Below are 12031 nucleotides of genomic sequence, written 5' to 3' on the forward strand. Positions count from 1 at the left end.
GCCGGGCTGTCGCGAAGCCCGCCCACCGAAGGGGCCAGCCCCCGCAGCCTCCCATCTCCTGAGATAACCGAGCGTGGGACTTTGACGTGTCGAAACCCGCACAGCAACCAGGTAACCGGGCCCATCCGGCGTCGCGGGGCACGGTGCATCAGCCCGAGGTGAAGATCAGCTTCGGCCGGTTGTAGAGCGTGCCGGCAACGGCGGCCAGAATGCCCGCCAGCGCGGCGGTCGTGCCGATGCTCAGGCCGAACCAGGCCCAGTTGACCGGCTCGCCGCGGACCAGCTCGAGAATCAGCACGTTCTGGCTGAGCAGCGGCACCAGCGTCATCCAGGTTTCCGCTCGCGTGGGATCGATCAGAATCCAGAAGCTGGGGATCATCGGCACCAGGATGACCAGGCCCATGTAGCTCTGCGCCTCGCGAAAGCTCTTGGCAAATGATGCCAGGATGGTGAGCATGGCCGCGGCGAGCAAAGCCGCGGGTGCGACCAGCACAAAGGCCAGGCCGGCGACCCGGAAGTCGAGGTTGAGGGCGACATCCATGGCGGCGACCGGCAGAAAGCCCATGGCGTAGACAAAGGCAATCAGACCCAGCGCCAGGGTGGCCAGGGCAAAGAAAGTGGTGGCGGCGAGTTTGCCGGCCATGATCTGCCAGCGCGGCAGCGGATTGATCAACAGCGGCTCGAGCGACTTGCGCTCGCGCTCGCCGGCGGTGGTGTCGATGGCCATGTGCATCGAGCCCATGAACACCGTGATCAGTATGAAATACGGCAGGAAGGCCAGCACCATGCCGCCGCGTGACTCGGGCGTGGACAGATCCTGGATCGTGACGTTGATTGGCCGGGTGATTTCCGGGTGTACGCCGCGCAGCTGCAGCCGAAGCTGGCTGATCTGCTGGCTGTAACCGTTGAGGTAGGCGCGCACCCGACTGATCGAGGCGCCGGTATAGCGCCTGGACTGGTCGGCGATGATTTCTACCGGCGCCGGCCGGCCGGCCTTCCAGGCTTCGCCGAATTCCGGACTGATGCGCAGCACGACCTCTTCCTCCTCGCGTCGGACGGCACCTTCGGGATCCTCGGGCGCGTCTTTGATCAGCACGCCCCGTCGTTCCAGAAAGCCGATCAGGTTGGGGGCGTTGTCGGCGCCGATCACGGGCAGCTCCAGCCGTGATTCCATGCGCTCGGCGGCCTGGCTGGCCATGAAGGAGATCATCACCGCGAAGATCACCGGCCCCATCAGCGGCCCGATCACCAGGGTGTTGAGAATCACCCGGCGGTCGCGGAAGTTGTCGAGAAGCTCTTTGAAGAATACGGCGTTCATGCCAGCAGCCCCTCGTCCGATCCGATGAGCTTGACGAAGGCGTCTTCCAGGTTGGCCTCGCCGGAGCGGGCCAGCAGCTGGTCGGCTGTGCCCTCGGCGGCCACCCGGCCGTCGGCGATGATGACGATGCGGTCGCACAGGGCGGCGACCTCCTGCATGATGTGGGTCGACAGCACCACGCAGCAGCCCTGCTTTCGCAGCTCCCGCAGAAACTCCCGCAGCGCGCGGGTGGTCATGACGTCGAGGCCGTTGGAGGGCTCGTCGAGCAGCACCGTGCGCGGCTCGTGAATCAGCGCGCGGGCGATGGCCACCTTGACGCGCTGGCCCTGCGAGAAGCCGGTGGTGCGCCGGTCGATGAACTCGCCCATGTCCAGTATCTCGATCATCTCGTCGATGCGCCGGGCGATGGCGGCCTTGTCCAGGCCATGGAGCCGGCCGTAGTAGCGGATGTTCTCGCGCGCGGTGAGGCGGTCGTAGAGCCCGCGCGAGTCGGGCACGACGCCAAGCGCGCGCTTGATCGACAGCGGTTGCACTTCAGGGTCGACGCCATCGACGCGCATCGAGCCCGAGTCCGGTCGCAGCAGCGTGTAGAGCATGCGCAGCGTCGTCGTCTTGCCGGCCCCGTTGGGGCCCAGAAGGCCGGTGATTTCGCCATCGCGAGCCGTGAAGCTGACGTCATCGACGGCCACGACCTTGCCCTTGTTGAAGGTCTTGCGGAGATTCATCGCTTCGATCATGGCGCCGGTCCGAGCAGGTCGAGAAAGAAGGGTTCGTGGCCGATCCGCTCCATGCATTCCACGTCAAGCTCGTCGACGCTGGCCGTGCGTACGAATTCAGTCGCAATCGAGCTCATGCACGGACTGGTCAGCACGATGTGGCCGCGACCAGGTGCTACCAGGTGACGGCTGTGGGAAAATTGTGCGGCCGCTTCGTCGCCGTAATCGGGCGGGGTAACGGGGTCAAGCCCGCCCGAGAACAGCAGCACGGGCACATCGGCGTCGAAGGGCTCGTGAAAATCGGCCGGCACCTCGCCCTGCGGCCACCAGGCGCAGACCTGCTGATAGATTTCGGTCATGCCGTTACCCAGCAGGGTGCTGGACTGGTTGATCTGATCCGGCCAGGCCGGCCAGTCCTCGCTGCAGCCCACGGCAAAGTTCAGGCCGATGGCGATCATGTCGTTCATCTGGTCGGAGACGATCATTGCCTGGCTGGCCAGCCGCTGCGGGCTGCCCGTATTGGCGGCTTCGTGGATCAGATAGGGAATCATCATCTGGCTTTCGGGACTGTAGGCCAGAAAGCGAAGCGCAGAGGCGAGCACGTCGCGGGTAAAGCGCAGATCCACGCCCTCGCCGGTGCGCGGGTGGGTGACCACCAGCTGCGGATGGTCGTGCCGGTAGCGCGTCTTGAGCTGGGCAAATGCCGCATCGAGGTCGGGGAAGGCCTGGTTGCAGGCGGTGTCCTGGCGGCACTCCCTGAACAGTTTGCCGAGTGCGCGATCGAGCATCACCGCGTGCTCGGCGCCCAGCGCCAGCCGCGTTGGCACCACGCCGTCGAGCAGCACGCTGCGCACATGCTGTGGGTAGGCGCGCAGATAGACCTGGGCCATGCGCGTGCCGTAGGAGCCGCCGATCAGGTTCATCGAGTCGATGCCGTGGGCCGCCCGGAGGGCGTCAAGATCAGCCGCGGCATGCAGCGTCGTGTAGTAGCGTACGTCGGCATCCCAGCCGTCGACGCAGTCGCGCAGTTGTTCGTTGAGATCGTCCCAGTCGGGCTCGAGCCACAGCTCGCCCTGTTGATCGAAGCGGCACTCCAGGGCATTGGAGCCGCCGGTGCCGCGCTGGTCCAGAAAGATCAGATCGCGCTGGCGGTTGATCTCGTGCAGCGCGGCCTGCATGATCGGCAGCGCATCGCGCGCCGACTGCCCGGGGCCGCCGGCCAGAAACACCACCGGATCGGGCCGGGCACTGCTGGCGCGCGCCGGCTTGACGGCATAGGCCAGCTCGATCTGGCGGCCTTCGGGCCGGTCGGGGTTTTCGGGCACCGTCAGGCTGCCGCACAGCGCGCTGGCGCTCAGGCGCCCGCCGGCCGCCGAGAGCTCGCACTTTGACAGGCCGGCCCAGCGATCTTTGACCGCTTGGCCTTCGGCCGATGCCGGCCCCGCCGCCAGCGCCAGGGCAGCGAGGCAGAGCAGGGATCGAAATCCGGATTTGATTCTCAAGTGAATGAGCCCAAGATGTAAGTGGCCCGGCACCCGACCGGGAGCAAGCCGCTATTCTGCCTTGCCGGCCGATTGAAACCAATAGGCAGATGCATGACCTACAACAACGATATCGAGAGCCATGTCGAGAGCCACGCATGCCCTGGAAGTCCGCGACCTCAGGAAAGTCTACCGCAATGATGTCGTCGCCCTGCGCGGCGTCAACCTGACGGTCGAGGAAGGCGACTTCTTCGCCCTGCTGGGCCCCAACGGCGCCGGCAAGTCGACGCTGATCGGCATTGTCAGCTCGCTGGTCAACGCCACCTCGGGCGAGGCGAAGGTTTTCGGCATCAGCGTGCAGAAGGAACGCTCGCGCGCCATGGCGCAGATCGGCCTGGTGCCGCAGGAAATCAACTTCAATCAGTTCGAGCGTCCCATCGACATCGTCGTCAACCAGGGCGGCTATTACGGCGTGCCGCGTCAAGAGGCCCGCGAGCGCGCGGAGTACTATCTGAAGAAGCTGAGCCTGTGGGACAAGGCCTTCGGCTCTTCGCGACAGCTCTCCGGCGGCATGAAGCGGCGCCTGATGATCGCCCGCGCCATGGTCCACGAGCCGAAGCTGCTGATTCTCGACGAGCCCACCGCCGGCGTCGATATCGAGATCCGCCGCTCGATGTGGCGCTTCATCTCCGAGATCAACGCCGCCGGTACGACCGTGATATTGACCACCCACTACCTGGAAGAAGCCGAGAACCTGTGCCGCAACATCGCCATCATCGATCACGGCGATATCGTCGAGGACACCTCGGTCAAGACCCTGCTGGGCAAGCTTCAGGTCGAGACCTTCGTGCTCGATCTGCGCACGCCGATCGAAACGCTGCCGCAGGCCGAGGGCATCGATATCATCCAGCGCGATGCCAGCACCCTAGAGGCCAGCATTCCCAAGTCGCGCAGCCTCAACGCCCTGTTTCGCGCGCTTGAAGAACACGGCGTGGAGGTGGTTTCCATGCGCAACAAGGCCAATCGCCTCGAGGAGCTGTTCATGCGCCTGGTGGGCATCGAAGAGGAGGCAGCATGAGCGTCGACGTTTCCGCCCGCAGCTACTGGATCGGCTACAAGACCATCCTGATCAAGGAGATCACCCGGGTTCTGCGCATCTGGCCGCAAACGCTGTTTCCGCCGGTGATCACCATGACCCTGTACTTCGTCATCTTCGGGCGCATCATCGGCTCGCGCGTGGGCGAGATGGGCGGCTTCGACTACATGGAGTTCATCATTCCCGGGCTGATCATGCTGTCGGTCATCACCAACAGCTACGGCAACGTGACCAGCTCGTTCTTTGGCGCCAAGTTCGGCCGTCACGTCGAAGAGCTGCTCATCAGCCCGCTGCCGCCGTGGATCATCCTCGCCGGCTACGTGTCCGGCTCGCTGTTCCGGGCGATGGTGATCGGTTTTCTGGTGTGGGTGATCGCGTCGCTGTTTTCCGGAATGTTCATGCACAACCTCGCGGTGACCGTCTCCATCCTGGTGATGACCTCGGTGGTGTTCGCGCTCGCCGGCTTCATCAACGCCGTGTTCGCGCGCAGCTTCGACGACATCGCCATCGTCCCCACCTTCGTGCTGCAGCCGATGACCTACCTGGGCGGTGTCTTCTTCTCGGTTGGCCTGCTGCCGGGCGTCTGGGAGCAGATCGCAATGGTCAATCCCATCCTCTACATGGTCAACGCGCTGCGCTTCGGCATGCTCGGGGTCACCGACGTGTCGCTGGGCCTGGCGTACTTCATGATCGTGATATTCGGCGCCATTCTCGGCAGCGTGGCGCTGATGTTGCTCAAGCGCGGCACCGGGCTGAGAACGTGATGTTCGTTGTCGGTGACGCCAGATAACCCGGGTCGCCTGTGATGTGGATCACGCAGATATTCCTCGATTGAGTTGACGTGCGGACTCCCGATAGCGTAGCTTTCCCTGCGTACCGTGAATCGGTCCAGTCCTGATTTTCAGGATCAATGGGCAGGGGAAGCACGGTTGGTAGCCAGAACAAGCTGCGGGGGCGGTTGGATTCGGCATAGTCGAAATTCGGCCGGCAGCTTTTGTTGACCCAGAAATGCTGAGGGAGTCTGCATGAAAATCAGGTATTTGTTTGCATCGTTCCTGCTGGCGACGGCGGCCATCGTGGCCATGCCCGCGCTGGCGGCGCAGCCCCAGGGCAGCGCCAGTGAGGTCTTTGTCGACCCCGGGCTGAAGGAGCAACTGCTCAAGAGCGATTCCGTCCGCATGTTGGTTTACATGCGCGAGCGCGCTGATCTCTCGCCCGCCTTCGACATGGGCTGGGAAGAGCGCGGCCAGTTCGTATACAAGACGCTCAAGGATCTGGCTGATCGCACGCAGGCCGGTGTCAGAGCCGAACTCGACGGCCTCGGCGCTGACTATCGCCCGTTCTGGATCGACAACGTGATTGCGGTCACTAACGCCGACATGGCGATGATCAACTCCCTGGCCTCGCACCGCGAGATTCAGGCGATGGTCGTCGAGCCGGTCGCGCACATTCCCGAGCCCAGTGGCGCGTCGGTTGGTGAGGGGGCCAGCATCAACGCGGTGGCCAGCAATATCGACCACATCAAGGCGCCCGATGCCTGGGCCCAGGGCCATACCGGACAGGGCGTCGTGGTCGGCATCATCGACTCGGGCACCCGCTACACCCACGAGGCCCTGGTCAACCAGTACCGCGGCAACCTCGGCGGCGGCACGTTCGACCACAATTACAGCTGGTTCGACGTCGGCGGCTCAACCGAGCCGCAGTGGCCGCACCCGCACGGCTCGCACGTGACCGGTACTGCAGTAGGCGACAACGGCACCACCGAGCAGATCGGCGTGGCCCCCGAAGCCGACTGGATTTCCTGCCTGGGCTGCACCAGTTCGGGCTGCCCCGGCGCCAACCTGCTGGCCTGTGGTCAGTTCATGGCCGCGCCGACCGATCTGGCCGGCGACAACCCGGACCCGAACCTGCGCGCCCACGTGGTCAACAATTCCTGGGGTGACTGTGGCACAAGCCTGGATGGCTGGTACCAGGGCACGGTCGATGCCTGGATTGCTGCCGGCGTGGTGCCCGTCGTCTCCAACGGCAACGCCAGCAACTGCGGCTACTCCTCGCCGCCGGGGCTCAACACCGTCGGCAACCCGGCGCGCTATGGATCGGTGCTGGGCATCGGCTCGAGCGGCAACAACAACGGCCTCTACGCCCCGCATTCCAACTGGGGCCCGACCGACGATCCCAACGACGGCACGGACCCGACCCTGCCCGATCCGCGCGGCTATTTCGACCTGAAGCCCAACGTGATCGCGCCGGGTGTCAATATCTGGTCGGTCGACTCCAGCAGCGATACCGGCTATACCAGCACCAACTTTTCCGGCACCTCGATGTCTGCCCCGGCGGCAACCGGTGTGATTGCGCTGATGATCAGCGCCGCGCCCAGCCTGGCAGGCGACTACGCCACCCTTGGTACCCTGTTGATGGAGACTGCCAACCCGGTTCCCTACGACACCGGCACCGGCGATGAAGGCCCGGGCCTGGTGCCCAACTACGCCACCGGCTGGGGCGAAATCGACGCCTTTGCCGCCGTTCAGGCCGCCATTGCCGCCTCCGGTCCGCAGGGCACGCTGACCGGCACCGTTACCGATCAGGGTTCCGGCCTGCCGATCAACGGCGCCGAGGTCACGATCAACAGCCAGGCCTCGCCGTCGGAAGAATGGACGGCGTTCACCGACGCCAGCGGCCAGTTCACCCAGCCGCTGCCGGTTGATACCTACGATGTCAATGTCACCGCATACGGCTACCAGGCCGGCAGCGAAACCGACGTCGTGATCGCCGAAGATCAGACAACGAACATCAGCGTGGCTCTGACTGCCGCGTCGACTTACCAGGTCTCCGGCCTGGTCACCGACAACGCCACCGGCTGGCCGCTGCACGCAGAAATTGCCATCGGCGGCTACCCGAACAGCCCGATCTACACTGATCCGGCTGACGGCAGCTACTCAGTCACCCTGCCCGAGGGCAGGGCCTTCGACTTTACCGTTACGGCGCTGCCGGACGGCTACGGCTTCAAAACCCGCAGCGTCGGCCCTCTGACCGCCGATACCACCGAGGACTTTGCCCTCGATGCCGACCTGATCGCCTGCGAGGCGCCCGGGTACGATGACTCGGCCTCCACGCTGCTCAGTGAAAGCTTCGACACCACTACGCTGCCGGCCGGCTGGAGCGTGGTTGACAACATTGGCAACGGTCAGGAGTGGGTCTTCGACGACCCCGGCAGCCGCGGCAACCTGACCGGCGGCGCGGGCAGCTTCGCCATGGTCGATTCCGATAACTACGGCTCGGGCAGCGGCCAGAACACCGAGCTGGTCACGCCCACCTTCGACCTGAGCACTGCCGCCAACGCCGAGCTCGAGTTTGCGTCCGACTACCGTCATTTCGGCTCCAGTTCGGCCGCGGTCGACGTCAGCACCGACGGCGGCAGCACCTGGACGACCGAGTGGACCGTCAGCGCCAGCGATCGCGGCCCGAAAACCGCCACGGTCAGTCTGTTTGACTACGCTGGCCAGTCCAGCGTCCAGGTCCGCTTCGTCTATACCGGCAGCTATTCATGGTGGTGGCAGGTTGACGATGTCGTCATCCGTGAATTCACCACCTGCTCACCCGCGGCCGGCGAACTGCTGACCGGCGTGGTGACCGACGCCAACACCAGCCAGCCGCTCAACGGCGCGACGGTTGCGGCTGACGGCACCGGCTTCGAGGCCACCACGGGCCCCAACCCGGATCTGGGTGATGGAACCTACTACCTGTTTGTGCCTGCCGGCGCACAGGATGTCATTGCCAGCGCCGATGGCTACAGCGATGACACGCTGTCCGACACCTTTGTCGACGGCCAGGCCCGCCGCGCCGACTTCGAACTCGGCGCCGGCCGCCTCAGCGTCCTGCCGGAGTCCCTGTCGGCCGACGTTGAATTTGGCCAGACCGCGGACAAGGCGCTGATCCTGGTCAACGACGGCTCTGCGCTGGTCGACGTCAACGTCATTCCGGTCGCCGGTATCGGAGAGGACTTCGAAACCTCCTTCCCGCCCGCGGGCTGGAGCCTGGAGGAGCTTGCTGCCAGCGACTGTCAGTGGATGCGCAACGACGAGTACGGCACGCCCAACCATGCCGGCGGCGACGGCTTTGCGGCCGCTGCCGAAGCAGGCACCTGCGGAATCCTTGCCTACATGGACGTCGCCCTGGTCTCGCCGGAGTTCCCGGTGGACGCCAGCAGCGATCTGAACTTCATGCTGTCGTTCAAGACCTTCCAGACAGACCAGTTCGACGTTGACATCACCACCGACGGCGGCAACAGCTGGACCACTCTGCAGAGCTGGACCAGCGATGTCAGTCCGGATGGTCCGGGTGCGGCCCAAAGCGTTTCGCTCAGTGCCCATGCCGGCCAGACCGCGCAGATCCGCTTCCGCTATCTGAGCGACTGGGGCTACCACGCCCACGTCGACCAGGTGGAGATCACCGGCAACGCCGACTGGCTGAGCGTCAGCCCGGACAACGGCACCTTTGCCACCGGTCCGATCCAGCTGCAGTACGACACGCTCAACAGCACCGTCACCTTCGACGCCGGTGCACCCTCGATTACCGAGCCGGGCACTTACACTGCGGCGCTGCTGGTCGAAAACGACGGCCCGTACGGTGACATCACCGTGCCGGTGCAGATGAACGTGCTGCCGGCCGCCAATCAAGCGCAGATCGAAGGCACCATCACCAGCTTGGGATACTGCGACAGCGAGTCGCAGCCCCTGGCCGGCGCCACCGTCGAGCTGATCGGTCAGAACAACAGCTACACTCTGACCACCGACGCCAACGGCTACTACGAAGAGTGGCTCGACCTGGCCGAATCGCCTTTGGCCATTACCGTGACCGCCCCCGATCACGTCGCCAGGACGATCTCGGGTGTGGCGCTGTCGAGCGGCAGCACCACCACGCAGGATATCGACCTGCGCCTGGAGGCAGCCTGCCCGGATGTGACGCCTGACAGCCTGACGGCGACCCATCTGCCCGACGAGACCAGTACCCAGACGATCACGCTTTCGAACAGCGGCACGGTCGATCTGAACTGGACCACCGACGAGGCGCCGGGCCTGAACGTGACGGCCGGTGACGGCGGCAGCTATGTGTCGGGCTCCGGCAGCTCGCTCAATGCCGACAGCGCGGTCGACCTGCAGTCGCTCTACACCGGCGATGTACCCACCATCGCCGGCTACAGCCGCATCAACGCCATCGACTGCGAGACCGCCGATCATCTGGTCATCCACGACAGCGGCAGTATCGACAACGGCTACTCGGCCAACGCCACCAACGTAGATGTCGTCAGCTTTGTCGAATACTTCGAACCCGGCATTCATCCGGCCATGCTCGGCGAGGTCTGTGTAAGCTTCATCAGCACGAACACGGGCGTCGTGGACCAGGACTTCGGCCTGATCGTGTATGACGACGACGGAACTGGCGGCACCCCCGGAACCGAGCTGGGTGCCATCAGTGCCACGGCGGAAGGCGTTCCCGGTGGCGGCCTGCCGTCAACCACGCCGTGGTTCACGGTCGACCTGAGCAGCCTGGACCTGACGATCGACTCCGGCGGTGTCTATATCGGCGTGCGCTTCGATCCGGGCCAGCCGGGTGATACGTTCATCGCTTCTGACGAAAGCTCGGCTGCACAGACCGGCTTCTGGGATGTCGGAGACGGCTGGGAAGACCTGGTTTCCGCCTACGGAGACTACTCGGCCCTGTTCATTCGCCCGCAGATGCCGCCGGCCACCAGCTGCGTCAATCCGAGCGACGTCCCCTGGCTGAGCGTCAGCCCGGCCTCGGGCATGACCGCTCCGGGCAGCAGCTCCGATATCGACGTTACCGTCGACACCACCGGCCTGCTGCCGGACACCTACGACGCTGAAGTGTGCGTACTCACGGATGACCCGCGCAAGCCGATCATCGGGGTGCCGGTCACACTGACCGTCGACGCGCCGGCGAACTACGGCACGCTCTCCGGCAACGTGGAGAGCCTGGGCTACTGCTCGAATGATCCGCAGCCGGCCGAAGGCGCTACCGTCGAGATCGTCGGTCAGCAGGACACCTACACGGCCACGACCGACGCCAACGGTGACTACACCATCGTGTTCGACAGCGCCCAGTCCCCCGTCGACGTGACGGCCAGCTACAGCGGCCACCTCGACGGCGTTCAGACCGGCCTGGTTATCGATGCAGGCAACACCACGACAGCGGACTTCTCGCTCGAGCTGGACGCCGCCTGCGCCACGGCAACGCCCTCACCCATGGTCGAGGTGCTCGATCCGGGTCAGTCCGCCACGCAGGCGCTGACCGTCCATAACGACGGCGCAGCCGAGCTGACCTGGACGATCGAAGAGGCCGAGCCGATGACCTTTGTCGGCGGTATCGAAGGTAACGCCGGCGCCGGCGTGGCCGCGGCCGATCCCGACAGCGCCCGCGACATGCGCTCGAGCTACGGCGGATCGCTGCCGAGCATCGAAGGCTTTGCCGGCATCACCGCGATCGACTGCGACAGCGCGCCGGATCTGGTCATCCACGACGATGGTTCGATCGACAACGGCTACTCGGGTAACGCGGGCAACGTCAACGAGGTCGCGATTGTCCAGCGCTTCGAGCCAGCCACCTATCCGGCTGGCCTGGGCGAGGTATGCATTTCCTTTATCACCACCGATCCCAACGACGTCGATCTGACCTTCGAGCTGGTCGTCTTCGCTGACGATGGCCCCGGCGGTGCGCCGGGTACCGAACTGGGTGCGGTTACGGCCACGGCCACCGGCATCCCCGGCGGCGGCCTGCCCACCACCGTACCGTGGTTCACGGCCGATCTGAGCGGCCTCGACCTGGCCATCCAGTCCGGCGGGGTCTATATCGGCGTGCGCTACGCGCCGGTCGACCCGGGTATCTTCATTGCCTCCGATGAGAGTCCCGGGACGGCTCAGCAGACCGGCTACTTCCAGACCGACGGCGGCGCGTGGACGGTGCTTTCCGAGCCGTCGATGTTCCCGGACTACCGGGCTTTGCTCATCCGCCCGCAGATGCCGGCCGGCGGCTGTGCGTCGCCGAGCGACGTGCCCTGGCTGAGCCTGGCGTCGACCTCCGGCACCACGCCGGCGGGCGGCAGCTCGGATGTCGACGTCACCGCCGACGCCACCGGCCTGTCGAACGGCACCTATGAAGCCCTGCTGTGCGTCAATACCGACGATCCGCAGCAGCCGCAGATCATCGTGCCGTATTCGCTCGAGGTTGGTGATATCGGCGAGATCTTCAGGGATCGCTTCGAGCAATAGACGACGTTCTCTGGAGCGGCATCGAGAAAAGCCCGGCCACCGGCCGGGCTTTTTGATGGCAGGGTGGTGGCGTGTCTAAAACGGGTCCACTTTTGCCGCGCTGGTTCACGTTATCCGGGCAAAAGTGCTTGACC

General features: G+C 65.0%; 6 protein-coding genes. 3 read left to right on the plus strand and 3 right to left on the minus strand.

The genetic code is table 11. The annotated features are described in order from the left end of the window. Window positions 1–148 precede the first annotated feature (148 nt). From ACEWQ0_RS03920 to ACEWQ0_RS03930, 3 genes are read right to left on the minus strand one after another with little or no spacing between them, the layout of a single operon-like run. On the minus strand, window positions 149–1318 hold the full coding sequence (locus ACEWQ0_RS03920) for an ABC transporter permease (RefSeq protein WP_476481997.1): 1170 nt from the start codon (window positions 1316–1318) through the stop codon (window positions 149–151). Next, window positions 1315–2055, minus strand: a complete 741-nt coding sequence (locus ACEWQ0_RS03925) for an ABC transporter ATP-binding protein (protein WP_476484575.1) — start codon at window positions 2053–2055, stop codon at window positions 1315–1317. Before ACEWQ0_RS03925 ends, ACEWQ0_RS03920 begins: the two co-directional genes overlap by 4 nt. Next, a complete protein-coding gene (locus ACEWQ0_RS03930) occupies window positions 2052–3536 on the minus strand; it encodes an alpha/beta hydrolase (protein ID WP_476484576.1) in 1485 nt (494 codons plus the stop codon). Before ACEWQ0_RS03930 ends, ACEWQ0_RS03925 begins: the two co-directional genes overlap by 4 nt. Window positions 3537–3657: 121 nt before the next feature. Here ACEWQ0_RS03930 and ACEWQ0_RS03935 point away from each other — a divergent pair, with 121 nt between their 5' ends. From ACEWQ0_RS03935 to ACEWQ0_RS03945, 3 genes are all read left to right on the plus strand, one after another. After that, window positions 3658–4593, plus strand: coding sequence for an ABC transporter ATP-binding protein (locus tag ACEWQ0_RS03935; RefSeq protein ID WP_476482000.1), 936 nt, complete (start codon window positions 3658–3660; stop codon window positions 4591–4593). After that, window positions 4590–5375, plus strand: a complete 786-nt coding sequence (locus ACEWQ0_RS03940; RefSeq protein ID WP_476484577.1) for an ABC transporter permease — start codon at window positions 4590–4592, stop codon at window positions 5373–5375. Before ACEWQ0_RS03935 ends, ACEWQ0_RS03940 begins: the two co-directional genes overlap by 4 nt. A 261-nt stretch (window positions 5376–5636) precedes the next feature. Next, entirely contained in the window at window positions 5637–11897 is a 6261-nt protein-coding gene (locus ACEWQ0_RS03945; protein WP_476484578.1) for a carboxypeptidase regulatory-like domain-containing protein, read from the plus strand. Window positions 11898–12031 lie beyond the last annotated feature (134 nt).

This window comes from Wenzhouxiangella sp. YN9 (assembly GCF_056324165.1).